The sequence below is a fragment of the Slackia heliotrinireducens DSM 20476 genome (genome assembly GCF_000023885.1).
In the GTDB taxonomy this organism is placed as follows: domain Bacteria; phylum Actinomycetota; class Coriobacteriia; order Coriobacteriales; family Eggerthellaceae; genus Slackia; species Slackia heliotrinireducens.
Window position 1 is genome coordinate 1,905,411 of record NC_013165.1, and the last position, 26,068, is coordinate 1,931,478.

The 26,068-nt window shown below is 62.0% G+C and carries 17 protein-coding genes; 4 read left to right on the forward strand and 13 right to left on the reverse strand.

Going from position 1 to position 26,068, the window contains the following annotated elements; translation table 11 throughout:
* Position 1 precedes the first annotated feature (1 nt).
* A complete protein-coding gene (locus SHEL_RS08290) occupies positions 2 to 952 on the reverse strand; it encodes a LysR family transcriptional regulator (protein ID WP_012798816.1) in 951 nt (316 codons plus the stop codon).
* 22 nt (positions 953 to 974) lie between these two features.
* On the reverse strand, positions 975 to 2,072 hold the full coding sequence (locus SHEL_RS08295; RefSeq protein ID WP_050749562.1) for a 4Fe-4S binding protein: 1,098 nt from the start codon (positions 2,070 to 2,072) through the stop codon (positions 975 to 977).
* 394 nt (positions 2,073 to 2,466) lie between these two features.
* Here SHEL_RS08295 and SHEL_RS08300 point away from each other — a divergent pair, with 394 nt between their 5' ends.
* The gene (locus SHEL_RS08300) at positions 2,467 to 2,754 is read left to right on the forward strand and encodes a putative quinol monooxygenase (protein WP_012798818.1); all 288 of its coding nucleotides are present in this window, start codon (positions 2,467 to 2,469) and stop codon (positions 2,752 to 2,754) included.
* Between the two features lie 194 nt (positions 2,755 to 2,948).
* The gene (locus tag SHEL_RS08305) at positions 2,949 to 6,296 is read left to right on the forward strand and encodes a VIT domain-containing protein (protein WP_012798819.1); all 3,348 of its coding nucleotides are present in this window, start codon (positions 2,949 to 2,951) and stop codon (positions 6,294 to 6,296) included.
* A 69-nt stretch (positions 6,297 to 6,365) separates the two neighbouring features.
* Here the strand turns inward: SHEL_RS08305 and SHEL_RS08310 are convergent, their stop codons facing one another.
* The gene (locus tag SHEL_RS08310; protein WP_012798820.1) at positions 6,366 to 7,394 is read right to left on the reverse strand and encodes a PspC-like choline-binding domain-containing protein; all 1,029 of its coding nucleotides are present in this window, start codon (positions 7,392 to 7,394) and stop codon (positions 6,366 to 6,368) included.
* 200 nt (positions 7,395 to 7,594) lie between these two features.
* The gene (locus tag SHEL_RS08315) at positions 7,595 to 8,434 is read right to left on the reverse strand and encodes a class I SAM-dependent methyltransferase (RefSeq protein WP_012798821.1); all 840 of its coding nucleotides are present in this window, start codon (positions 8,432 to 8,434) and stop codon (positions 7,595 to 7,597) included.
* Positions 8,435 to 9,028: 594 nt separating this feature from the next.
* Here SHEL_RS08315 and SHEL_RS14440 point away from each other — a divergent pair.
* Entirely contained in the window at positions 9,029 to 11,614 is a 2,586-nt protein-coding gene (locus SHEL_RS14440; RefSeq protein WP_197720349.1) for a 4-alpha-glucanotransferase, read from the forward strand.
* 15 nt (positions 11,615 to 11,629) lie between these two features.
* On the opposite strand, the gene SHEL_RS08325 is transcribed toward SHEL_RS14440, so the two are convergent.
* From SHEL_RS08325 to SHEL_RS08355, 7 genes are all read right to left on the reverse strand, one after another.
* A complete protein-coding gene (locus SHEL_RS08325; protein WP_012798823.1) occupies positions 11,630 to 13,813 on the reverse strand; it encodes a glycoside hydrolase family 13 protein in 2,184 nt (727 codons plus the stop codon).
* 33 nt (positions 13,814 to 13,846) lie between these two features.
* Positions 13,847 to 16,291 carry a glycogen/starch/alpha-glucan phosphorylase gene (locus tag SHEL_RS08330; RefSeq protein ID WP_012798824.1) on the reverse strand — a complete coding sequence of 815 codons (2,445 nt, stop codon included), beginning with the start codon at positions 16,289 to 16,291 and terminating at the stop codon, positions 13,847 to 13,849.
* Positions 16,292 to 16,378: 87 nt separating this feature from the next.
* Positions 16,379 to 17,836: a glycogen synthase gene (locus SHEL_RS08335; protein ID WP_050749563.1), complete on the reverse strand. Its 1,458-nt coding sequence runs from the start codon at positions 17,834 to 17,836 to the stop codon at positions 16,379 to 16,381.
* Positions 17,837 to 18,098: 262 nt separating this feature from the next.
* Complete coding sequence (glgD, locus tag SHEL_RS08340) at positions 18,099 to 19,226, reverse strand: glucose-1-phosphate adenylyltransferase subunit GlgD (protein WP_012798826.1); 1,128 nt, start codon at positions 19,224 to 19,226, stop codon at positions 18,099 to 18,101.
* 12 nt (positions 19,227 to 19,238) lie between these two features.
* Positions 19,239 to 20,438 (reverse strand): glucose-1-phosphate adenylyltransferase, encoded by a 1,200-nt coding sequence (locus SHEL_RS08345; protein WP_012798827.1) that lies wholly within the window; start codon positions 20,436 to 20,438, stop codon positions 19,239 to 19,241.
* A 39-nt stretch (positions 20,439 to 20,477) separates the two neighbouring features.
* A complete protein-coding gene (glgB, locus tag SHEL_RS08350) occupies positions 20,478 to 22,442 on the reverse strand; it encodes a 1,4-alpha-glucan branching protein GlgB (RefSeq protein WP_012798828.1) in 1,965 nt (654 codons plus the stop codon).
* 185 nt (positions 22,443 to 22,627) lie between these two features.
* Entirely contained in the window at positions 22,628 to 23,053 is a 426-nt protein-coding gene (locus tag SHEL_RS08355) for a TIGR04076 family protein (RefSeq protein WP_012798829.1), read from the reverse strand.
* A 310-nt stretch (positions 23,054 to 23,363) separates the two neighbouring features.
* Between SHEL_RS08355 and SHEL_RS08360 the strand changes: the two genes are divergently transcribed.
* Positions 23,364 to 24,821 carry a response regulator transcription factor gene (locus tag SHEL_RS08360; protein WP_012798830.1) on the forward strand — a complete coding sequence of 486 codons (1,458 nt, stop codon included), beginning with the start codon at positions 23,364 to 23,366 and terminating at the stop codon, positions 24,819 to 24,821.
* A gap of 145 nt (positions 24,822 to 24,966) precedes the next feature.
* Here the strand turns inward: SHEL_RS08360 and SHEL_RS08365 are convergent, their stop codons facing one another.
* Complete coding sequence (locus SHEL_RS08365; protein WP_012798831.1) at positions 24,967 to 25,221, reverse strand: hypothetical protein; 255 nt, start codon at positions 25,219 to 25,221, stop codon at positions 24,967 to 24,969.
* Between the two features lie 22 nt (positions 25,222 to 25,243).
* Positions 25,244 to 25,915: a hydrogenase nickel incorporation protein HypB gene (hypB, locus tag SHEL_RS08370; RefSeq protein WP_012798832.1), complete on the reverse strand. Its 672-nt coding sequence runs from the start codon at positions 25,913 to 25,915 to the stop codon at positions 25,244 to 25,246.
* Positions 25,916 to 26,068 lie beyond the last annotated feature (153 nt).

A 26,068-nucleotide genomic window follows, 5' to 3' on the forward strand; every position in this document is an offset into this window, starting at 1 on the left:
ATCATCTTTTGCCGACCAGCAACCCTCCTCCGGCATTCATGCCGTGGGACAGGACGATCTTCCGAGCGCGGGAATACGCTTCCAGAACCGGCCGCAGCCGTTCTTCATTTTCGGCCTTGTATATACAATAGAGATGGAACGCGGCATCGTCGTCGTCGATCGGCACGACCGCCACGCGGGAGAAATCGCTCAAGAAGCGAAGCTGAGGCATGTTGGCCTGCAAAATCATGACGTCGTTGTCATCCAGAGGAACGGTGCAGTAATTCGTCGCGTTGTGGTCGAGCACGATGCGGGTCCTCGGCACAATCCCATGGTTGTGGCACACCGACTCGATGGTGCGCCAACCGCTCGAAGCGTATCTGTCGGCGAACTTGATGAACCGCGCATTGCGCAGCTGGTCCATGGTGATGCTCGAGTAGCCCGCCAACGGGTTGTCCGCACTGACCAACGCCACGAAACGGGACCGCGTCATGGGGAGGAAGCGAAGGCCCATCTCCTCCATCTCGTCCGTACCGCAGTTGGTGACGGAGATGTCGATTTCGTCCTGTATGAGGTCGTCGATGGAGCTTGAATCGTTGTAATGGTAGATGACGGGCGACAACCCCGCCTGGTCGATGAACGTGGCTCCGATGCTGACGATAGACGAGATGGTCGCGTCATGCAGCACGCCGCCGACATGGATAGGCGCGCTTCTCTGGACTTCCGAGATCCTGGCCTGAGCCGAATCGTACGACTCGACGATTTCCGTTGCTGCGGCTGCGAGAATGTTTCCTTCCGGCGTCAGGATGACCTTGCGCCTGTCGCGCTCCAAAAGCTTGCAGCCCAGCTCTTTCTCCAGGCTGACGATGTGCTTGGATAAGGTCGGCTGCGTGATGTGCACTTTCGCAGCGGTCTTCGTATAGTTCAAGCAACGCGTCAATTCGAGGAACTCCCGCAGATACTCGATATCCATTGCCCCTCCTCTTCCCTCTCGACTAGTTCGTCGTGTAGCTGGAAACACTCACATTGTCGTTGAACAGGCGTCTCATGGACGAAGCCATCGTATCATGACCGTCCAAGCCGCTCTGGAGTGCGCCCATCAGATACCGCTCGGTCACCCCGTCGGATATGTCGCGTGCGAACACCTCTTCGGACAGCTGCAGCGCCTTGTCGGGGCAGATGTCCAGGCAGAGCCTGCAGTTCGCACACTGAAGCACCCGGTGCTTGACCCCGACGCTTCCCGATTTCGTCTGGAACTTGAAATTCGCCCCGGTCGGGCAGAACGTGGCGCACATGCGGCAACCACGGCATTCGTCGGTGTTGATAAGGACTTCGCCCCAAAGACGCGTGTCGATCATCGTGTCGAGAGGAGCGCCGTAGCGGGACTCCAGGACATCGAGGGCGCCGATGATGGTTTTGCGGCGCTGCGAAACCTCATGGGGCAACGTGCCCCTGGAGTCTACATGGACGAACCTGTCCTCTTTCGGCGGAGCCATGCCGAGCTTGTCTTCGCACACAGTATCGACCGCAGCGGATGCCGCATCGGCGGTACCTTCCCTCACCGTCGCGAAAAACGCACGTCGGGACTGGTCGTAACCCAGTTCGCGCGCACGAACCGAACCAGGAAGCTTCTGCGAGGTCGATACGCGCTGCGGAGCGTTCCATGCTTCAAGAAGCTCGTTCGCAGAGGCGCAGACATGCTGGCATGCGACATAGCCCTTCTTATGCGCGCATTCGTCGCACGCATCCCTGACCAGGCGAATCGATTGTGCACCGCATACGGCAAGATGCAGGACGAGGCTTTCGTCGACCCGGCCCAGGCAAGGCACCCGCACTACTTTCGAACGGTCGTAAAGCCCGTCTGCGCGGTCGAGCATATTCTTGCATGCTATGACGACGCGGCCCGAGTTGGCTCGCGCAGCATCAAGGCATTGCTGGGCCAGCTCCGCATCCGTAGGCTTTTTGGGATGGATGGCATCGGTCGGGCATACGGTAGCGCAGGTGCCGCAGCCGATGCACTTCGTGGGGTCGACCGTGATCTCGTTGTCCTCGTATCCGATGCAACCGCCGGCGCAGGATTCCAAACACCTCATGCATTTCGCGTTCCTGTTGCGGACGCGCACGCATCTGCGCTGCTCAACAGCGAGAGGAGCAGCCTCCAAGCGCGCCAGGAAGTTCAACACATCAGACACCGGAAATCCCCCAATTCCCATTAACGATGCATGGTTCCGTACCGTCATTCTATCAACCGCAGCTTGCATTAACTAATTCCAATGCGTAATCAGAGCCCGTGAGCATTCTGATTCGGCATACTACGTCCGCCGCCGCTACCAGCCATCGTTTGAGCGGCAGCAGACATCGGCTATACGCTTTCGGCACATCGTGCATGCAGCGGCCGAATCGCCTTCCGACTAGGCCCTCGACGTGATAGGCTTTCCCGTGAAGCGGTCGGATGCAGCCTTCCGCATTTCCAGAAAGGAGCGTGCCATGATCAAGATCGTTGCAAAGCAGACCATCCGCGAAGGGTGCGTAGAGGATTTCCTCGCCTTGTGCAAGGAGCTCGTAGCAGCCTCCGTCAACGATCCGGGCAATGTGTACTACACGCTGAACGCCAACACCAAGGTCCCCAACGAATACGCCTTCATCGAGTGCTGGGAGGACCAGGCCGCCATCCAGAACCACATGGCCCAGCCGCATTTCCAGAAGGCCGCCGCCGCAATGCAAGAGATGCTAGTCGGCGAACCCGTCATGGACATCTTCACCGAAGTCTGCTAACCCCGGCCCATCGGCCCGACACCCCTTGCCAATGCCAGCCCCGTGCGAACACCCGGATTCGCACGGGGCTTCTTCTTGATGCGACGCCGAGCCGATCAGGCGCGTCGACGACTGTCGCTTCTCAAGCGACATGCCCATTGGACGTGCGTGCTACACTTTTTTCAGATGACAGACAACGCGGAAAAGGAGTCGGCATGTTCGAATTCATCAGGCATTTCACCAGGTCTCATGTCCAGACCTATCCCACATTGGTCCATTGGCTCGACACCACGCCCGTCCAGTCGAAGGACAAGCCCTGCAGGCTTGCCGAGCTCAATCTCGAGGCGCATGTCAGCGGGCTTTACGCCCAGGTCACGCAAACCCTGGTCATTGCGAACCCCAACAACCGCAGCTTAAGCGTCTCCGTTACCGTTCCCATGCCGGACCGCGCGGTCGTGTGCGGGTATGCGCTGGACATCGACGGACAGCTCATCGACGGTGTGGTCGTGCCCAAGGAGAAGGCGCGGGTCGCCTTCGAAACCGAGCAGCGTCGCGGCGCCGACCCCGGTCTGGTTGAATCCGTCAAGGGCAACGCCTATCAGACGCGCGTCTACCCTGTCCCCGGCCATGGGAGCCGTACGGTGCGGCTGACCTACGTGGCACCGCTGCTGCTGACCGAAGCGAACGGTGCCGTTTTGGACCTCCCCATGCCGCAGGAACACCTGGCCAAGCGCACCATCCGCATCGACGTGGAGCGGCTCGACTGCCCTGCGCCCGCCGTCACAGGCATCGACGGCCCGCAGTTCACGGACCTCGGGACCTGCTGGAGCATCGCATCCGAGGAAACCGACGTTACGGCCGCGGCGCCGGTGCGAGTCGCCCTGCCCGAGCTTCCCGCATCCTTCGTTCTGACGCAGCGCGACGACGACGGAACCGTGTGGTTCTCCGCATCCGAACAGGCGTCACGCGTAAAGACGAAACCCGTGCCCGACATCACATCGCTCACGGTGCTTTGGGACGTTTCCGGGTCCCGCGCCGCCATGGACCATGCGGCGGAACTCGAACTGTTGCGCTCGTACTGCTCCGGCGCGTCCATCCGAACAATGCGACTCGTCCCCTTCGGGGACGGTGCCGAGCCCCCTTGCACCTGCAGCAATGCCGATGAACTGGTGCGCAAGGTCGGTGCGCTGCGCTACGACGGCGCAACCGACTTCCGGGCTCTGAAAGACTTCCTGACGGAACTCGTCGATACGGGCAATACTGAACCGAACGAGGCGTTCATCCTGTTCACAGACGGCATGGACACCCTGTCCGGCAAGGCTGCAACGTTTCCGGACCCACTGGCGATCATCGCTGTCGTGTCGGGTTCCCAGCGCGATACGGAATCGCTTCGCCAGGCCTGCAAAGGCCGCGTGTTCGACCTGGCCAACGCCCCGAAAGACGCCTGTGACCTGGCTCGCATGCTCTTCTGCCCCGAAACGCTCTCGGCTGTGCTCGGCGAAGGGTTCGCCGACGTGGTCGGCATCGGATCGGGTGTTGACGGACGCTTCGCGGTCATCGGAAGGCTTGCCGGGCAGACGGCCGCCATCACGTTCGAAAACACCGGCACGACGTTCAAGGTCTCGGCCGACGACGCGAGGCTCGGCTGCACCATCGCCCGCGCCTGGGCGGCCCAGCGCGTGGCCCAGCTGTCGACCCACGCCGATGACAACGCCGACGAGCTGCTGGCACTCGGCCGTCGACACGGCGTCGTGTCGCCCTCCACATCGCTTCTGGTCCTGGAGACCTTGGACCAGTGGCTTCGCTACGACATCGAACCGCCTTCGACCTGGGCCTCCATGCACCGCAAATGGACCGATGCCCAAAGCGGACGCATGAACCTGTCTTCGGAAGCCGAGCGTAAGGCCGTCCATCTGCGCAACCTACGGGCGCAGTGGAGCCAGCTGCAGGACTGGTACAACCGACCTATGCCGGAGCCGGAAACGCCGGTCTCCGACGCGCGAGGCGACAGGCGATGCACGTACTGCGGTGCGGCCATCAGCGACAACGCTCGATTCTGCCCCCAATGCGGCACCCATGTTGATATGCCGGCCTATGCGAGCCCTGCCGATAGCCTGCCGACTGTCGGGCAGAGCTGGCTGGACACCGGCTCTATGGCGCCTGTGTCCGAGGGCCTACCCAACATGTCCGGAAGCCGACCCCGCATGCACATGCGCATGGCCTCCGCCCCCGTTTTCAGTGGCGCGCCCATGATGGCCATGGCCGACGCCGCCGAATCCGACCGCCCATTCGATGCCGCTTTCGGTGCCGCACCCGACGAAGCCTCCGCAACAACCCCGACAGGGCCCCGCGTACAGGTGCAGCCTTGGATGCCGAACGCCCCGTACCTGGGCGCGCTTGACACGGCGCAAGCCCGCGGGCCGCTGGCCGCCATCGACGCGTACTTCGAGCTGCGCCGCGAATACGCCGCATCGCCGTCGTTCTTCATCGACTGCGCGGGCTGGTTCATGGCCCATGACGCCAAGGATTTCGGAATCCGCGTGCTGAAGAACCTGGCCGAGCTGCGCATCGAAGACGCAGGCCTGCTGCGAGTTCTGGCATGGCGTCTGCGGGAAGCAGGCGATCTGGAACAGGCGCTGGTCATCTTGAAGCGCGTGCAAAGTCTTCGCCCCGAAGACTCCCAGAGCCACCGCGACGTGGCCTTGGTGCTGGACGAACTGGCACGTAAGGCCTACGCCTGCCACGACGAAGACACGTCCCGGGCATACGCCGAGGAGGCCGCCGCGATATACCGCAAGATCGCCCTGACCCCGTGGGACCGCAGGCCTATGGCCATCGGCCTGTTCGCCGTTGAGGAATACAACGTGCTGCGGGCCTGGGCCGAGGCGCAAACGTGGAGCGCGGCGCCTCGCCTGGAGCCGCTTGCCGCCGGGCTCGAAGGCGTGCTTGCCTGCGACCTGCGCGTCACGCTGGCGTGGGACGCTGATGAGACCGATATCGACCTGCACGTGACCGAACCCTGTGGGGAGGAGGCCTATTATGGCAACCGCCTCACCTACCACGGCGGACGCGTATCCGAGGACATCACCGACGGCTACGGTCCCGAAGTGTACGAGATCCGCAAAGCGGAAGACGGCGTCTACACCGTGCGCGCCCACTACTACGCATCGCACCAGCAGACGGTTTTCGGGCCCGCCACCTGCACGCTTACGGTTTACACCGACTGGGGCCGCCCGAACCAGAAGCAGCAGGTCGTATCCACGCGCCTGGAAAACGAACGCCAAATGATCCTGGTGGGAACCGCATCCTACAACGGAGAGGACCTGGATGCCCACAATGAGCCAACGGATACCTCCCCAAACAGCCCCGTCATGAAAGGCGCCGACGCGTCCGTTCTCATTCAGGCTTACGGCAACCCGGACGAAGGCGGCACGTGCGTCGACGGCCAATGGGTTTGGCACCTGGCCGGCGGACGTACACGCATCGCCCTGGTTCGCGACGGCAAGGTCGAACGGGTGGTGGAGAGCATGTCTTGGGGTGAAGAAATGATCATCGTGCAATAACCGGTACGCACGAAAAAGGGCGGCGCCCCGAAGACGCCGCCCTTTCTTTAAACCATGTGCGAATCGGAATTAGCCGACCCAATGGCCCGAGCTGTCGAAGGTGTATGCCTTGCCGCCGATTTTGTACGTGTCGCTCTTCTGCATCTCGCCCTTGTACAGGTAATACCAGTAGCCGCCCGACTTCAGCCAGCCGTCATACGCCACGCCGTTCGACTTGCAGTAGCACCAGATGCCCTGCACCTTCGCCCAACCGGTCACCATCTCGCCGGAGGACTTGAAGATGTAGTAGCTGCCACCGATCATCTCCTTGCAGTTGGAATACATGGCACCGTTGTTGGGATCAAGGTAGTACCACTTGTTCGACACCTTGGTCCAACCGAACGCCATGGCGCCTGAGGATTTGAAATAGCGCCAGTAGCCCTCGATTTTCTGCCAACCGGTACGCATCTTTCCGTTGTTGCCGAAGTAGTAATATTTGCCGGAAATCTCCTGCAGTCCTGTCTGCATGGTGCCCGAACCGACCATGTAATACCAGGTACCGGAAACTTTGACCCAGCCGGTCTGCATCTTGCCAGAGGGTGCGAAATAGAACCAATAGCCTTCGTCGTTTTGGTACCAGCCAGTGAACATTGTACCGTCGTCATTGAACAGATACTTATATCCGTCAATCGTGACCGCACCACTGTGGTAGTAACTACCGTCATCGAAGTAATACCATTTCCCGGAAATCTTCAGCCAGCCATTTGCAGCAGCACCGTAGTCGTTGGGGTCGAAATAGTACCTGGCCCCATCTTTTTTAAACGTAATCCAACCGTCGTAGTACGTTCCTTTGTAATAGTAATAATACTTGTCGCCGATCTTCCTAACGTACTGATAGTCGGCGTCCTTCAAGTCCAGAGGGACGACCTCCAGATCGCCCTCGACAGCCGAATCATCGACCGATGCATCCGCCGAATCGTCAACCGATGCCACCATGTCGGAAAGGTTGCCGTCGATCACCGCCTCGTCGGCATACGCATTCGGCAGCGCGACGAACGCAAGCGCGAACACGGCCGCAACCATCGCCGCCAGTCCATACCACACCCGTTTCAGCTCCATGCTTCCTCCTTCGTCCTTGCGCTGCAAAACACGTATTCCGCAGCAAATACCCATAGAAGCATTTAATCGCAAACGAATTGTTGCGTCAACGCAACACTTTCGCCAACACGCCGAAACGTCTGGACAAAGGCCGCCCGAACCGAAGATTCTCTTTTAAGGACGATACACGTCGTATCGGCAAAAAGCCGAGACGCCGGGCGCTACCCGTTGAAGTCGATGCGCACGATGCACATTTTCATGAACCCGTCGGCCACTTTTGCAAGCAGGCGGAACAGCCCGGGCACGCTAGGGTCCTTCAAATCGTTGTAGCCGAGCATGTAGCCGCGGGACGACACCTTGCCATCAATCATCCACGAGGCCACGTCGCGCTGCAAATCGTCCACACTGAAGTAATCCGTGACGCTTGTGATGCCGGCATCCTTCACCATCGTCTTGAACATGATCTTGACAGCCCGGGTCCCTGCAGCGTCGAACGCGAGCCTGCCGCCCGGAAACCTTTTCGCCATGGCCGTGAACAGGCGCTGGATGTCTTCCTTTTTGAAGTAATAGAACACGCCAGCCGCAAAGAACACCGCCCCGTCTGAAGCGTCGATCCGATCGAACCAGACCAGGTCGTTCAGATCGGCGGCAACCGTGAACGTGCGGTCGTTCTTCTCCACGAGCTGGTCGCGAATCTCGATGATGTCCGGGAAATCCACGTTGTAGATCTTACAGGTTCCGTTGTCGCAGTTCTCCCCCGTTTGGTCGAGGCCGCACCCCAAGTTGACGACGGCCGCATTCGGATGCGTGGACAGGTAGTCCCGCACCTCAAAGGCCAGGTCAGTCTGGCGCATGGCAACCTCGAGCGCTCCGAACTCCTGGGACAGCTTCGAGGCTTTCGTCGCAAAGGCCTCGTAATCGTAATCCAGCCTGTCGATGAGCTCAACGGCCTTCGGGTCCTGGAACAGGCTCGGGAACCGCTCCGTGCACAGCTTGCGGCCATACAGCGGAATGACCAGGGTTTCCTGAACCGTATCTTTTTCGATATGCATCTTGTCCATACTCGCTCCTTGTCGTTGCGCCATCCGCCACTCTAGCACAAGTTAGCGACGTGCAACACTCTATATTATGTCGCGTATGGGCTCGCAGCGGCATTCGGACACGCGCACGGATCGGCGATTCCACCCATGCATGATGGGTTTCGCCCCTCCAGAACCTCGCTGTGCAACGAGAACTCAATTTGCTGTGCACTTAAGGGGATAATCTGCACAGAAAGACCCTCGACATGATGCCGCGTAGCCTTACGAACATCATGTTTCGCCACATATTCGACCATTCTGTTGCGTATCTTTTGGCATACACGCCGCCCGAATGCCTTCAAAGTGCGTCCGAAGGACGATTCCGTACAGATTATCCCCTTAAGTGCACACGAAAACCGATTCTCGTTGCACGACGCCTTCAAACGAGAGCGGACCCCGCCCAAAAGAGGATAGGAACGGCAAAATCAGAATGTGACGGACATGGTGAGCCAAGCCAGAGGTTGTAGTATCCTTCGGCAATGGACATCCGCACACAGAAGAGCACGGCGCACCCCTTCGCATGCAGCTTGAGGCTGTATGCAGGCCAAGACCGCAGGCGCGCCGACCGATAGGGAAATGGGAGTTTCGAACATGCAGGCCTGCCATAATTCGCGAGACGTCGCGTACCGACTGCCTTACGGCGCCGTTCAACAGGGCGAATCGGTTGCGCTTTCGATAGACCTTTGGGACGCACAAGGCGCCATCGTTCGGCTGCGCACCTGGACCGCCGAATCGGGCGAACGCATATACCCCATGGATGCCGTTGTAGAGCTGCACGGGGCCGTGCGGCACAAGGTTGAGCTCGCATTCGACGGCGCGGGCATCGTGTGGTACCACTTCATCATCCAGATGGCAGACGGCCGCGTCCTGCGCTACGGAGCCTGCGACGGCAAGACCGGAGGCGAAGGCCGCCTGTACGACTGGGAGCCGCCCAGCTTCCAGCTGACCGTGTGCGACCCGAACGGCATCGCCCCGTCGCGGGACGAAGACGATCTGCGCCGGAGCCAATCGATGTTGGGTCCCGTCGCCGATTTTCTGCTAGGGCGAATTTCGGCACCTGAGCTGGCCGAAATGATCGAGGCGCTACGTGAGAACTACCCCGATGAAACCTTCCGCCATGCGCTGGCGTTTCTGGAAGGAATGGACGATGACCGACTGCTTGGATTGTTCAGCGGCCTTCCCGAAAGCGAACTGACATTAAATGACGGTGGACCCCTGGTTCTGGATGACCACCATGCGGGCATCGCGAAAGGACGCTTGTGGTGCGCAAGCCTGCTGCAGATGCTTTCGCCGGCTGGCACGCGACAGACGGAATCGTGCCCGGTCGTGCACACGGACCGCGACTGCCAGGCCATTTTCGACAACGCACGGGACCTGCGCGAAACGCTTCCCCTATTTATGGACGGAACGTTCTCCTGCTTTGCGGCGAACGAAGACGTGCTGGGCTTTTGGCGGCGCGGGGCCGACGGGACATCGGCATGCGTCCTGGTCAACGGCTCGCTTCAAAACGCGCACGACGTGTTCGTCCCTATGACGGGCGAAGCGGTATCCGAGGTGATAGGCGGCTACGATGTGCCGGTGTGCGACGCCTCCGAGCTGGACGGGCGCGTCGACGCTCCGCCAAAAGCGCAGCGGTACGCGCGGGTGCGCCTGTCCCAAATCGGCTCGGCCGTGGTGTATTTCCATCCCACACAACGGCTGCAGCTGCCCATGGATGCAGGGCTGGGCGTGCTGGCGCATATAACGAGCCTTCCCGTATCGAAAAACCCGAATGCTCCGGAGGCGTCCGATAAAGCCGACGCCGGACGCACCGCTCCAGCCGCATCCGAGAAGGCCGAAGCCGAACGCGACCCCTCGGGCGTACCCGACAAAAACCCAGGCACATTGGGCGCGCCGGCGCGGGAGTTCGTGGATTGGCTGGCCCAGGCGGGCGCGCGGTACTGGCAGGTGCTGCCGGTTAACCCCACCGACGAGTACGGCAGCCCTTACGCCGGCATAAGCGCCTTCGCCGGCAACACACGTCTGTTGGAGAGACCGTCGGCGCCCGATACAGGCGATGCCGCCGACCGCGACCCTGATGCGTACCGCAGGTTCTGCACACGCGAAGCCGACTGGCTGGAACCCTATGCGGCATTTATGGCCATCCGACAGAAGCTGGCCGCGACGTCGGACGTCGAACCCCTCCCCTGGCAGGACTGGCCCAATGCGTACCGCAGCTTCGACCCTTCCGTCATTCAGGCCGATCCTGAACTGCGAGAACATGCCGAACGGTGCCGCCGCGCCCAATTCGAGTTCGAGCAGCAGTGGGACGACCTGCGCCGATACGCCAACGCACGAGGCGTGCTCATAGTAGGCGACATGCCTATATATGTAAGCGCGGACAGCGCCGACGTGTGGGCCAACCCCGAGCTGTTCCAGCTGGAACCCGACGGGAGGCCCGCCGCCGTGGCAGGCTGCCCTCCGGATGCCTTCGCCGAAGAGGGCCAGCTGTGGGGAAACCCCGTCTACAACTGGGACGCTTTGCGGGAAAGCGGCTACGACTGGTGGCTGCGCCGTCTGCAGCGGGCCTTCAGGCTCTACGATTTCGTGCGCCTGGACCACTTCATCGGGTTTTCGCGCTACTACCGCATCCCCAAAGGCAAGCCGGCCACGGAGGGAAACTACTGCCCGGGCCCGGGCGCGGACCTGTTCCGCACCGCCTACGAACAGTTCGGGCCACTGCCCGTGATCGCTGAGGATCTTGGCTCCATCACGCCTGCCGTGCGCGCGCTGGCCGCCGCGTGCGGGTTCCCGGGCATGGACGTCGTGCAGTTCGCCGACGGCAACGACCCGCTTTCGGGCTGGCGCCCGCGCCCCGCCAAGGTTGCCTACACGGGCACCCACGACAACCAGACGCTGGTGGGCTACGTGCGGAAGCGCTACCCTGACCTGGACTGCCAGGCTGCGGTGGACAGGCTGATGCGGGATGTGGTCACCTGCGAAGCGCCCGTGGCGGTGCTGCCCCTGCAGGACCTGATGGGACTCGACGACGACGCGCGCATGAACACCCCGGGCACGTCGCAGGGCAACTGGACGTGGCAGGCCGACAGGCAGGCCCTGCGCCAGACAGGTGCTACCCTGCATGCGCTGGTCGACATGAGAAACGCTTCGCTTGAAGCGTAGCCGCAGGCCAGAACCCTACTGGGCCCCGCCAGCAGGAATCCGGAATATGACCGTGGACAGCGCAGGCGCCTGGGCGTGGACGATACCGTCGCACAGATTCGCCGTCGGGGCGCATGGCCGTGCCTTCGCCTCCGAATCGAACAGCACGGGGCATGCGACCGCTTCGGTCATCACGGTCTTCGAAAGGGCGCACGGCAGAGGCACGTCCAGCTTGGCCAAATCCACGACCGCCGGCCGGTCCGCTTCGTCCTGGTTCGCAACCGCAAGCACGGTTTCTCCGTTCCGGTCGTCCCAACGCAGCACGCACAGCACGTCGGAGGCAGGCGCCGCATAGGCGGTCTGACCCGCGCGAAGCACGGGGCTGCCCTTGCGCACCTGGCCCAGATCCTGGTAGAACCTGGTCAAATCCTCGCCGCAATCGGAACGCCCGGCCCGCGACGCGTCGCCCCAAGGCATGGTCTGCCGGCAGAAGGGGTCGCCTCCACCCTGCAGCCCGGACTCGTCACCGTAGTACAGGCACGGCACACCGGGAATCGCGTACAGAAGCGCCGCCACCAGACGCTGCAGCCGCGCCCCTTTACGGTCCTGATCTGGTGTGATGGCGTTCGTCAAGCGAAGCTGCCCCGCACGGTCCTCATCCTTGAGCGAGCGACCCAGCGCCAGCACGCTGCGCACCCGTTCGACATCGTGGGAGGAAAGCAGGTTCATCAGGCACCTGTGCATGGCGGCGGGATAGTTCGCCTGCTGCAGCTTCAAGAACGTCGCCAGCTGCAGGGCGTCCACCGACCCGAGCGCGAAGCCCAGAAGCGCGTTTCGCATCGGATAGTTCATCACGCAGTCCAGCGAGCGGCCGAACGCGTAGGTTCGCGGCGAACCGTAGCTCGTCTTGGTGGTGGCGTCTTCCCACACCTCGCCGAGCACCACGGCCTCGGGATCCGTCCGCTTCACGCACGTGCGGATGAGCTCCAGCACGTCGTCGGGAAGTTCGTCGGCCACATCCAGCCTGTAGCCCCGCGCACCGCGGGTCAGCCAATGCGGCAGCACCCCCTGCTGGCCATGGCCGCCCAGCATAAAGCTCTGCCACGACGGGTCGTGCTCGTTCACCTCGGGCAGCGTCGGATGCCCCCACCAACACCGATACGGCACGCCGCTTTCCGTCGGCGTGAAATCGTACCAGCTGTAAAAGCGTGAGGAAGGTCCCTGCGCGGCACCCGGCTCGTCGTAGACATCCGCCGCATCGAAGTACCGACTGTCGTTGCCGGTGTGCGAAAGCACCGCATCCAGCATGATGGATATACCCTGCTCACGGGCCGCATCGACGAGCCGTTCGAAATCTTCTGCAGTACCCAGCAAAGGATCGATTGCCAAATAGTCGGCCGTGTCGTAGCGATGGTTCGACCGCGCCTCGAACACCGGATTCAGATACAGCGTCTCCACGCCCAGCGACGCCAGGTACGAAAGCTTTTCCGCAATGCCTTCCAGCGTGCCGCCGTGGAAATCCACCGGGTCGTAGGCCGCGATTCCATCAGGGTTTTCGACGTCGTCCCATTCTACGGGGTCGTCCCAGGACGCATGCAGGTGCACCGGACGACCCAGCGCCTCGTGGCTGTGGACGCCTTCTTCACGCACGCCGCCTCGGCCGCGGGCGAAGCGGTCGGGAAAGGCCTGGTACATGACGGATCCGGCGAACCAATCCGGCGTGGTGAACGCCGGGTCGAACACCGTGACCTGAAAGCCGCCCAGAGCATCGGGCACGCCGAAGGACGCATCCGCCCCGTCGGAAACGCTCGCGGGGCGCCAGCCGTCTTCGGTCCATTCCCCATCGGTACCGGGACGGACCAGCTCCCCGAACGTGGCGCGGCCGTCGGCGCGAGGGACGTAGTACAGCAGCAGGTCATCCGCCGTATAGATGGCGAAGGCGTAATAGGCCACGTGCAGGTTCGGCGTAGGCTCGAACACGGCGGAATACCCTTCGCCGCAGGCGTCCATGGACTGCTCGCACCACACGAGGCGCTGCGCCCGCCCGTCGTATTCGCCTGTGAGCAGGCTCGCCTTCCGAACGGCCTGCCGGGCGTTTTCGTCTACTCGCAGGACAATCCGCACGGACGCGCCCAAGGGCAGCGCGCCCTGGGGCAACCGGAAGCGGGCCGAGCACGGATCGTGCGCGACCGACCACTTCAGCTGTTCGAAACCCGCCATCCGGACAACCTTCCCGACGCCAGAAAAAACTGCCTACAGCTGCCAGATTTGGTTGGCGTAATCCTCGATGGCGCGGTCCGAGCTGAAATACCCCGCCTTGGCCGTGTTGACCACCGCGCTGGAAATCCAGCGGTCGCGGTCGACGTATGCGCTCATGACCTGCGCGAACACCTGGTCGTACGATGCGAAGTCATGCAGTACGAAGTAGGCGTCGCCCTGCCCGCCTTCGGGTGCCAGCGAGTAGTAGATGTCTTCGAACCGGCTGCCGTCGCTGGTGGGCAGGCTGCCGTCCACCAGATGGCGCAGCACGCGCTGCAGATGCGGGTTCGCCTCAACCACCGCGCGCGGGTTGTAGGAACCCTCAGCTTTCATGCGGTCCAACTCCTCCACACGCGCGCCGAAGATGAAGATGTTCTTGGGCCCCACCTGCTCGGCAATCTCGATGTTGGCCCCGTCCATGGTGCCCAGGGTAAGGGCGCCGTTCAGCATGAACTTCATGTTGCTGGTACCGGAAGCCTCCATGCCGGCGGTGGAAATCTGCTCGGATATGTCCGCCGCAGCCACCAGGTGCTGGGCGGCCGTCACGTCATAATTCTCCAAGAACACCACACGGATCAAGTCGCGGGTGCGCTCGTCGGAGGAGACCAACTTCGCCACGGAGTTGATCAGACGGATGATGTCCTTTGCCCGCTTGTAGCCGGGAGCAGCCTTCGCTGCGAACACGAAGGTGGTCGGAGGCATCTTGTGGGCGCGTCCCTCGACGATGCCGTCGTAGATGGCCAGGATATGCAGCGCCTTCATGAGCTGGCGCTTGTATTCGTGCAGGCGTTTGGCCTGGGCGTCGATCACCATGGCGGGGTCGACCTCCACGCCGCGGCTCTTCAGCATCCAATTGGAGAACTCCACCTTGTTGGCGGCCTTCACCTGGTCGTAGGCCTGTCGGAAGGAGGCGTCGGCCGCAAAGGGCTCAAGTTCCGAGATCTTGCGCCAATCGGTCATGAAGCCTTCGCCGATGGTGTCGTCCACCAGGCGGCGCAAACGCGGGTTGGCAACGCCCAGCCAGCGGCGCTGGGTCACGCCGTTGGTGATGCCGCAGAACCGCTCGGGGTACACCGTGTAGAAGTCCCTGAACACCGTCGATTGCAGGATGCGGCCGTGCAGCTGGGAAACGCCGTTCACATGTCCGCAGCTCAGCACGCAGAGATTGGCCATGCGCACCTTGCCGCCGTTGATGATGGCCATGCGGCCCACCAGATCGGCGTCGCCCGGATGGTTGCGCCACACGCGGTCGCGGAAGCGGGCGTCGATGGTCTCGATGATGCGGTAGATGCGCGGCAGCAGACGCTGCATCGTTTCGGCCGGCCAGCACTCCAACGCCTCGGGCAAGATGGTGTGGTTCGTGTAGTTGAAGGTACGTTGCGCCAGGTCGACGGCCTCTTCCCAGGTGAATCCCTCCTCGTCGATGAGGATGCGGATGAACTCGGGAACGGCAAGCGCCGGATGCGTGTCGTTGATCTGCACGGCAATCTTGTCGGCGAACGTGCGCAGGTCGCCGTATTGGTTCTTGTGCGACTGCACCAGGAACTGCATGGTGGCCGACACCAGGAAGTAGAACTGGCGCAGGCGCAGCTCCTGACCCTGGTTGTGGCTGTCATCGGGATAGAGCACCTTGGAGATGGATTCCGCCAGCTCGCGCTCGGCCACGGCGCCTTCGAAGTCGCCCTGGTTGAACCGGGTCAGGTCGAAGGAGCTGGGCGCATGGGCGCGCCACAGGCGCAGGGTGGCCGGAAGCTTGCTCCGGTAGCCCACGATGGGGATGTCGCAGGCCTCGGCCAGCACCGTCTGGGCGTTGTGGTAGACCACCTTCAGGCGGCCGTCGGCGCCCCACTGCTCCTCGACCTGGCCGCCGAACTGCACGGGGAACACGCGGTCGGCACGCTCGGCTTCCCACACGTCGCGGTCGATGGACCAGGTGTCGGGCATTTCGCGCTGCATGCCGTCGTGGATCTCCTGACGGAAGAACCCGTACTCGTAGCGGATGCCGAAGCCGATGGAAGGTATGTTCAGCGTGGACAGGCTGTCCAAAAAGCACGCGGCCAGGCGCCCCAGGCCACCGTTGCCCAGACCCGCGTCGGCCTCCTGCTCCTCGATGGCGCCGATGTCGAACCCGAGCTCCTCCAGGGCCTTCTCGTAGGTCTCGTACATGCCTAAGTTGATGAGGTTGTTCGTGAAGGCACGGCCGATCAGGTATTCCGCACACAGATAGACCACGTTCTTGCGGCCGTCGCCCTTCGAGCGTTCGCGCTCGTCGGCCCACACGTCCATGATGTCGTCGCGGACGCACAGCGCCGCCGCCTGATATACCTGCTGGATGGCGGCCGACTTCACGGTCACGCCGAATTCGCGGCGCACCCGCCGTGCGATGCGGTCGCGCACCTCGTCCACCGTCTGCTTGTTCATATTCGATGTAAGGCCCATGCCTTGTCTCCTCATGCTCGGTTCAAAAAAGGCAGAGCCGGCACGAAGCCGGCCGTCCGCCGAAAAATCAATTGTCCCAGTGTACAACTAAAGCGTCAGGTACAGGTCGGCGTAGGCGCGTGCGCACCTTCCGAAACCAAAATCACATGCCATGGCCTGCTGAATGAGCCGCTTGCGTGCGGGCTTGTCGTGCCACGTCTCCAGCGCGTAGTCGATGCAGCCGAGCATCTCGTAGGCGTCGTAGTTCGCAAATGAGAAGCCGGTGCCTTCGCCGGTGTAGCGGTTGTACGGAACCACCGTGTCCTTCAGGCCGCCCGTCTCGCGCACGATGGGCAGCGTGCCGTAGGCCAGCGCGATCATCTGGGAGATGCCGCAGGGCTCGAAGGCCGACGGCATGAGGAACAGGTCGCTGGCCGCATAGATGCGGTGGGACAGGTCGCCGTTGTAGCCGATGTAGGAGCACAAACGCCCCTTGTAGCGGTTCTCGCCGTCACGCAGGAAGTTCTCCAGGTCGGCGTCGCCGGAGCCCAGCACAACCATGCGCACGTTGCGGGCCATGATGTCGTCCAGCACGGGACACAGAAGGTCGATGCCCTTCTGAGGCGTAAGGCGTCCCACCATGCCGATCAGCGGCACGTCCTCCCCTTCCCCAATGGGGTCCAGGCCCAGCTCCTCCAGAAGCGCGGCCTTCACCAGGCGTTTGCGCCAAGCGCTTTTCGCCGAGAAACGTGCAGGCAGCGCGGCATCGTCGGACGGGTTCCAGATTTCGCGGTCGATGCCGTTCAAAATGCCGGACAGGTCGCTTCCGCGGGAGCGCAGCACGCCGTCCAGGCTTTCGCCCAGCTCGGGGGTGCAGATTTCCTGCGCGTAGGTTGGGCTAACCGTGCTCACCTTGTCGGCGAAGACGATGCCCGCCTTCAGCATGTTGTCGCAGCCGTAATGCCCCACGAAGTCAGGCGTTGCCAACGAGTCGTCCACACCCAGAAGGTCGCGGTCGAACTCATGGGAGAACTGGCCTTGGAAGTGCAGGTTGTGGATGGTGAGCACCGTGCGAAGCCCGCCTTGCATAGCGCCTTGGTACTGGGTCTTGACCAGCAGCGGCATCATGGCGGTGTGCCAGTCGTTGCAGTGCAGGATGCCCGGCTCGAAGTCGAGGCACGGGATGGCTTCCAACGTGGCGCGGGTGAAGAACGCGTACTGCTCGCCTTCGAACTCGCCGCCGCAGTACACAGGCCCGCCGAAGTAGAACTCGTTGTCGATGAAATAGTAGGTCACGCCGTCGAGCACCAGCTTCTCCACGCCCACATACTGCGAGCGCCAGCCAAGCCCCACGTGGAAGTCGCACAGGTGCTCGGCCTGCGCGGCGTAGCGGTCTTTGATCTGACGGTGGAACGGCATGATGACGCGGGCGTCGATGCCCAGCTCGCCCAGGTACTTCGGCAGGGCGCCCACCACGTCGGCCAATCCGCCGATCTTCACCAAGGGGGCGCATTCCGCGGAAGCGATCAGGACGCCGGGCAAGTTCTCGTAAGCAGATTCGGACATTTCGTTCTCCTCGGTCACATGAATGGAATCAGTGTTTCATAGCACCCGATTGTACAGAAACGCAGCGCCCTTTCCGGCAATCACCATCCGAGCTGCATACGTCTCTGCCCGATGAAGGACGCGTGCGAGGCAGACCTGTTGAGGGTCTGCCGCTTGCGCAGGCGGGCAATGCCCTGCGGTTCGGCATACGCTCTGCCGCCGAGCAGCCGTAGGCAGACCCTCTACAGGTCTGCCTCGCGGATGGCTTTCGCCGATTGTGACGCTACGCTTCTATGATGGAACCCTTGCGGATGACGACGGGCAGGTCGGGCGTGCCGACGATGCGGGCGTTCGGCCTTACCACGACGTCCTTGTCGATAATGGCGTTGCGAAGGTGTGCCCCTTGGCCTATACGGGCGTTCTGCATGACGACGCAGTTCTTGACGTCGGCGCCTCGATCGATGGTCACGCCGCGGAACACGACGCTTCCGGACACGCGGCCGAACACGTCGCACCCGTTGCCGAACACGCTTTCCTCCACACGGCAGCCCGCGGCGAAACGCACCGGGGGCGCATCTTTGATGCGGGTGTGAACGGGGCCGTGGGCCACGAAGAGCTCTTCGCGGACCTCGGGGTCGATCATGTCCTTGGAGATGTCAAAGTACGATTTGACGCTGCTGATGCGGGCCGCGTACCCCGTATGCTCGACGCCGGCCACCTTGTACTTCCTCAACGCCGGTTCGAGCACGTCGGTCACGAAGTTGTAGCGGCCCTCGGCGCAGGCGTCTTCGATCAGACGCTGCAGCAGGTTCTTGTCCATAAGGCAGGCGCCCAGGCTGAAGCAGGAGTCCTCGCCGACCTCGTCGGAATAGTCCACGCCGCGGATGAAGCCGTCCGCATCCACATCGAGGCGCGCGGCCCCCATGACCTCGTTGGAGATAAGGCGCGCGTCATGGGAGTACAGAAGCACGATGTCGGCTTCCTTCTCGTTGAGCGCGTCGAGCATGCGGTTGTAGTCCTCGCGGTAGACCACGTCGGTATCGAGCACCAGGCAGTACTGGCCCAGCTGGCGGTTGAGGAAATACCTCTTGGCGAACATGGCGTCCCCGAAGCCGCGGTAAAGCTCCGTGCCCGTGCCCTGGTCGAAGGGTGCAAGCACCGCAAGGCCGCCCTGCTTCTTGTTCATATCCCAAGCCGCGCCGGAGCCGACATGCTCCACCAGCGACTGGTAGTTGCGCTGCGTGATAAGGCCGACGTTGCGCACGCCGCTGTCGGCCAGATTCGTGAACAGAAAGTCTATGTTGCGGAAGCGGCCCGCCAGAGGCATGCCCGCGACGCAGCGGTACGAAAGCAGGTCGCCCAGAAGCTGGTTGCCGTGGCCGGCGTACACGATGGCGAAGGTGTTGTTCATGGTAATCCTCCCCTATGCTTCGACCGACACGACGGCGTTCGGTTCGACGGATTCGCCCGGTGCGATGACCACCCCGGACTCGATGACGGCACCGGGCCCGATGACGGCCAGGTCGGCTCCGGCACGGCCGATGATGCAGTCCTCGCCGATAATAACGTCCTCTGCGATGACCGCCCGTTGGATGTCGGTGCCCGCGCCGACCTTTGCGCCGGCCATGACCAGGCTGTCGACGATCTGGGCCCGGGAGCCTACGCTCACACCCTGGAAGAGCATGCTGTGCAGCACCGAACCCTCCACGTCGCAGCCTTCGGCGATCATGCTGCCGCCCAAAATGGCGCCCGTTCCGATGCGGGCCGCGGGCAGGTCGGGGTTGCGCGAGTAGATGGTCCAGCGGTTGTCGGAAAGGTCGAGGTCTCCCCCTTCTTCCAACAGGTCCATGTTGGCTTCCCACAGGCTGTCGATGGTGCCGACGTCGCGCCAGTAGCCTTCGAACCGGAAGGCGAACAGGCGCTCGCCGCCACCGAGCATGGCGGGAATGACATTCTTGCCGAAGTCGTGGCTGCTGAAAGCATCGGCCGCGTCGTCCTCCAAATAGCGGCGAACCTTCGCCCAGTCGAACACGTAGATGCCCATGGACGCCAGGTTGCTAGGCGGGTCTGCCGGCTTCTCCACGAAGTCCGTCACGCGGCCGGCCTCGTCGGTGGCCAGGATGCCGAAGCGGCTGGCCTCCTCGATGGGCACGGGCATGACGGCGATGGTGGCGTCCGCCCCGTTCTCCTCGTGGAAGGCGATCATCTGGCTGTAGTCCATCTTGTAGATATGGTCGCCGGAAAGCACCACCACGTACTGCGGATCGAACCGGTCGATGAACTGGATGTTCTGGTAGATGGCGTCGGCTGTGCCGGCATACCAGCTGCCCACATCGCCCACGCGGGTGTGGGGCGACAGCAGATACGCGCCGCCGGTGGAGGTGTTCAGGTCCCATGGCGCGCCGTTGCCGATATAGCTGTTCAGCACGAAGGGTTCGTACTGAGTAAGCACACCCACCACGTCGATGCCGGAATTGGCGCAGTTCGACAGGGGGAAATCGATAATCCTGTATTTGCCGCCGTAGGGTACCGCCGGCTTGGCGCGCAGCCTGGTGAGCACGCCCAGGCGGCTTCCCTGGCCACCCGCCAGAATCATGGCCACGCTTCTCTTCCGATTGCTCATACCAGCTCCTTATCCGCAGGTCGTATAGAGGTAAAGGTCCTATTCTTTCGTTTCGGGGCCGCCTGGCAACGCGTCCTCGGTCTCCTTGGGAGGATTACTCCGCACGAACTCGAAGAACACGGCCGACATGGGCGGCAGTTTCAGTTTGGCGCTGCAGGGGTGCCCTTCGAAAGGCTCCTCGGCAGGCGCCTCGATCACGGCCGCGCCGCAATCGGTGCCGCCGTACAGCTCGATGTCGCTGTCCAGCAGCAGATGCAGCTCGCCGCAGGTCGGAAGCCCGACCGTGAATCCTTCGACCGCGTTGGGCGTGAAGTTGCAGCAGCACAGGACGTCGGGCGATCCGTCACGAGCCTGGCGCAGGCATGCCACCGCGCTTTCGTCCCGGTCGTCCACGTTGGCCCATTGGAACCCGTCCCAGCAGTCGTCGATCTGCCACAGGGCGGGATGGGCCGCGTACATCTTGTTCAGGGCTGCGCTGTACAGGTGAAGCCCGTTGTGTATGGGGTACTTCAGCATGAACCAGTCCAGCTGCTTGGCGAAATCCCACTCGATGAACTGGCCGAACTCCGAACCCATGAAGGTGAGCTTCTTGCCGGGGCGGGCGAACTGCCAACCCATGAGCACCCTCAGGTTCGCGAATTTCTGCAGGTAGTCGCCGAACATCTTGTCCACCATGGATTTCTTGCCGTGCACCACCTCGTCATGGCTGAAGGCCAGCACGAAATGCTCGGAGAAGGCGTACACCATGCCGAAGGTGAGCTTGTCGTGGTGGTCGCGGCGGAACAGCGGGTCCATGGAGCAGTACTCCAGCATGTCGTGCATGAAACCCATGTCCCATTTGAAGGTGAATCCCAGGCCGTCGTATTCCACCGGGGCTGTGACCTTGGGATACGATGTGGATTCCTCGGCGATGGTCACCGCGCCGGGATAGGTTTCCCGAACGGCCGTGTTGAGCTTGCGAATGAAATCGACGGCCTCCAGGTTGATGTTGCCGCCGTGGATGTTGGGCACCCATTCGGTGCGGGCGTAATCCAGGTACAGCATGGACGTGACGGCGTCCACACGGATACCGTCTATGTGGTAGACGTCCAAAAAGAACATGGCCGACGACACCAGAAAGCTTACCACCTGGGGCTTTCCGTAATCAAACACGAGCGTGCCCCATTCGGCATGCTCGCCCTTGCGCGGGTCGGCGTATTCGAAAAGCGGCGTGCCGTCGAAGCGAGCCAAGGCGAAGGCGTCCTTCGGGAAGTGCGCCGGTACCCAGTCCAGGATGACGCCGATGCCTGCGGCGTGCAGCGTGTCCACCATGTACATGAAATCCTGGGGCGTGCCGTATCGCGACGACACCGCATAGTAGCCGGTGGCCTGGTAGCCCCAAGATGCCGGCAGCGGGAATTCCGTCAGCGGCATGAGCTCCACATGGGTATAGCCCATCTGCTGGCAGTATTCCACCAGTTGGTCAGCCACAATACGGTAGTTGGGGAAGGTTTCCTGCTCGCCCACGCGCCACGAACCCAGGTGCAGCTCGTAGATGGACATGGGTCCGTGCAGCGGGTCGGATGCGGCTCGGGCATCCATCCAGTCGGCATCATGCCAGTCGTAGCCGTCCAGCGTCCACACCTTGGAAGCGGTGGACAGGCCGTTTTCCGCATGAAACGCGAAGGGGTCGGCTTTCAGCTGCACGGTGCCGTCGGCACCTTCGATGGCGTATTTGTAAGGGTCGCCGTTCTCAAGGCCTTCCACCACGCAGCACCAGATGCCTTCGCTCACCTGCTCCATGGGCGTTGCCGCCTGGTCCCATTGGTTGAAGGAGCCCACAAGGCTTACCGACCGGGCATGAGGGGCCCAAAGCACGAACCGGAACGTGCGGACGTCGGATTCGCTTTCGCGAGGCAGCTCGTGGCAACCGAACAGCAGGTATGCCCGACGCGCATCCCCATGGCCGAACAAATATAAGTCGGCATCCGGCAGATTCAGATTGGTACGGCTCGGCTGGTCCATGCAGGCAACTTCCTCATCTCTTCAAGAGGATTCATGGCTACCAGTATAACGGTTTCTCGATGCGGAACGGAGCTCACGATTAACTGCGGCCGTCCCTTTCCATCGTCGGCATCCGTGCGGCCCCGCTCTAAGACGAAGAAGGCTCCGACGGATGCCGGGGCCGTTCGTGTGTTTCAAGATGGGGATTACGCACCCGTGTAGGCATCTTCGGCACCGCAGGAGAAATCGTGCGTATCGAGCCAAGCACGGTCTTCGTCGGTCTCGGGCACGTCGATGCGTTCGATCTTGAACACCACCGGACGCGTGCCGTCGTTGCAGCAGGCGATCATGATGCGCTCGTCGTTGGTCCAGCCGCGCATGATTGAGCCGCCCTGCAGCGCCGTGTAGATGTAGCGGCTCACGCAGTCCCACGCCTCGGCACAGGGAAACGCCGGATCCAAATCGCGCCCGAAATGCCAGAAATCGTCCTTGCCGTCCTGGCGTTCGAACAGATACTCCTGTCCCACCTCGAAGCACGGGCACGGCCCGCTTGCCGGGTCGGCCAGATAACGCTGCTGGAAATCCTCGAAGCATTTCTTGTCGATAACCGTCACCTTGCACATGTGTTTCATAACGAACCCCCCTTGAATCGCCCGGCGTCCGGCAAAGCAGGCGGGGCGCGTCCATGGCCCTGCCCTGCAGCATGGCCCCAGGCACCGCCTCCGACCAACGTCGCCGCATATTCAAACGACAATGTCTCGCCGTCTCCGGTCGATTCTAACTTATAATGGAAACAACGAATAGCACGGCAGGCAGAGAGGGGCTGCATCACGGATCGCACCGTTCGATTCCGTTGCCGACTTGCGGGTTTCATCTTTTGGATGAACCATGGCGGTTATTGCCGTTCGCGCAAGGTTGGACCGATCGGGGGGGGTATTGCAGATGTCTTCTCAAAACGCATCCGAAACCAATTGGGGCATGAGAATCGCTCTCTGGATTGGATTCGGATTGTTCCTGGCCACATGGAGCGGCGGTCCTTTGGGGCTGATCTCGGGGCCCATCGGGCGGGAATACCCGTGGTATTCGGTCATCCTTGCACATACGGCGTTCATCGCGGGATCGGCTCTGGGATGCCTAGGCGTAAAAACTGTCCTGCGCAAAAACCCCACGCGGCAGATCGGGACTATCGGCGTAGCCTGCTACGTCGCTGCCGCGCTCATCGGACTTATCGCCCAACCCGTCTTGGCCCAATTAAGCATCCAGGCCGACTACATCGTCCGAATCGTGCTGTCCCCCGTCCTCGGAGCGCTGTATGCTCAGTCCCTGTTGTTCTGGACCGAGCGCTTCCTGCATATTCGCCAGACGGGCAAACGCTCCGACTTCATTGCGGCGTTCATTCCCTGCTACATATTCAACCCGCTGGTGACGGCCGCGTTGTCGCCCTTCGCCGATGTGTTCTACATCTTCTCGATCGTGACACTCGTATGCGCGCTGGGTTCCGCGGCGATCCAAGTCGTCCTGTCCAAGCGTCTGGATGAAGCCGTCCCCAAGCACGGCGAGGACTCCGAGCCCTACCGTTTGTCCGTATATTCGGGCTCGGTCCTGGCTTGCCTGGGCTTCACATGGGGCATCGTGCAGGCGGCAAGCATCGTCACCCTGGGAGCCAACATGTCTTCCAGCACCATGGCCATGTTCTTCATCAGCTTCGCAATCCTAGTTGTGCTAGCCCTGGCGATGCAGCTCTACCACCCCCACGACGACATGAGGTTCGGGTTCTTCATCAGGGTCTCCATCGTGCTGTGCGGTGCCGCCACGGTATCCATCCCCCTTGCCGTCGCACTGTTCCCGTCGCTGCTCCACGCGGTTTGCTCGCTTGCCATAACCACGGCCGAGGTGGCGGTGTTCGCGTTTACCATCGACCTCTGCAGCAACGAGGGAAAGCCTCTCGCAGACGTGTTTGCAAGCAACTTTCTGCTGTTCGCAGGCGCCATCAGCATCGCCAGCGTATTCTTTCTGGCAACTTTCGCATGGGTGGACGGTCAATACGCATGGTGGATCGTGGCCACAGTTTCCTCCTGGGCGGTCCTGGTCGTGATTCCCTTCCTGCCAAGCCGGTCCAGCGAAGCGATGGTGTTCGCGCTCAAGAAGCTTCCCGAAGACGAAGGCTACGAGACCAACGTGGCTTTGATGCGCGACCGCATGGCGCAGAAGTACTCGCTGAGCGAAGGCGAAACCGCCGTGCTGAACCTGCTGCTCCAAGGGAAGAACCGCAACCAGATCGCCGACGAGATGTGCCTGAGCGCCTGGACGATCAAGTCTCGCATCAGCTCGATCTACAAGAAATGCGGCATCCATTCCTACAAGGAGCTCGTCCAGCTGGCTTCCGACGACAGGCTGTAACCGCAGCCACGCGGAATAGCTTCGCCATGCCCGACACACGAAAACCCCGGCTTCCGCAATACGGAACACCGGGGTGAGGGGCGAATCTATACGCAATGCGTCCCCAAGCCGTTGAGGGGTTTGCCTAAGGACGCATTACGAGCCGTTAAACGAGCCTGACCGTTGCGGATGCCGCGGCCTCAGCGTCGTCTTCGAGAGCCATCTTCGACTCGTCGATCAAGGCCCGCACGTCGGCAAGCAACGCCTGGGCCCTATGCAGGTTTTCGGACACGTTCTCGTATCCGGCGTCTTCGGCAGTATGCGCCAGCTTGTGGGACCAGCGATACTCCAATGCGACATGGTCGTCGAGCTGATCGAGCATCTGCTCGAACTGGGCGGTGTTCACTCCGTTGGTGCACATGACGGTGCCTCCTGTCTGTCAGTTAACCTATTTCAGCGGCGCGGCGCCGTTCGATCCAGCCGGCCAGCTCGTCCATGCCCTCCCCCGTGCGGGCGGAGGTCACGAGAATCTCGAGGTTCGGGTTCAGCACCCTGGCCTGCTTCTTAAGCGCCTCCATGTCGAAATCCGGGTTCATGGGCAGGTAGTCGGATTTCGTCACGACAAGGGCGTCGCACACCGCGAACATGGGTGGATACTTGTACACTTTGTCGTAGCCTTCCGGTACGGACAGAAGCATCACTCGCAGGTGCGCGCCGGTATCGAAGTCGGCCGGGCAGACCAGATTGCCGATGTTCTCGAGGAACAGGTAGTCGAACCTCATTTCGCCGAACGCGTCGAACGCCTTCTGCATCATGTTCATCTCGACATGGCATACGCCAAGGGTGTTGAGCTCCACGGACGTGACACCCGCTTCCTTCATTTTCAGAGCGTCGACGTCGGATTCGAGGTCGGCCTCGATGACCCCGGCGGTGCCGCGCTCACGCAAGCGCTCGATGAGCGCGATCAGGAGCGTGGTCTTGCCGGCGCCCGGTGATGCCATGATGTCGACGACGAAGGTGCCTTCCTCCTTGCGCTTGGCGCGGAACACATCTGCAGCCTGGTCGTTCGCCGCAAGGATGTTGCGCTTCACTTCGATGATCTTGTTCTCATCCATGGTTTGCGTTCCCCCTCGATGATCGCCGTTGGATGAATGCTTGGTTTCCGGGCCGAAGGGCCTCTCGACCTTTGCCCTCTGGCGCAAGATTACGGGACGCACACCGACCGGGCAAAGGCCCCATAAGGGCTTTTTCGAGAAATACCCTTTTGG